This window comes from Bacillus sp. SIMBA_008 (genome assembly GCF_046535495.1).
Taxonomy (GTDB): Bacteria; Bacillota; Bacilli; order Bacillales; family Bacillaceae; genus Bacillus; species Bacillus subtilis.
The window spans coordinates 1-233 of the sequence record NZ_JAWRWL010001345.1 but is presented as its reverse complement, the minus strand read 5'-3'; the positions used below and the strand labels follow the sequence as shown (position 1 = coordinate 233).

1 protein-coding gene is annotated in these 233 nt (G+C 69.1%); it reads right to left on the bottom strand.

Going from position 1 to position 233, the window contains the following annotated elements; all coding sequences use genetic code 11:
* A partial coding sequence (locus SB658_RS27825) for a hypothetical protein (RefSeq protein ID WP_410603818.1) occupies window positions 1-233 on the bottom strand: 233 nt, incomplete at both ends.

The window sequence follows — 233 nt, the reverse complement described above, 5'->3', positions numbered from 1 at the left end:
CGGGCGGTGAAGGCCGCAAAAATGCCGTAGCTGAGGCAAAGCGCAATGATGGCGAGCGGCCAGAAGCCGGCGGGCGCGCGCACCTCTAGCGGCACCGGCAGGGATTTCGCCCAGAGCCAGGCGGCTGCCAGGCCGCCTGTCATCGACACAAGGCGAGCCACCGCCGCGCTGACCTCGGTGGCCGCCAGAAGGATCTGCAGGATGGCGGCATCCGCCAGGATGAGCACCGCAAG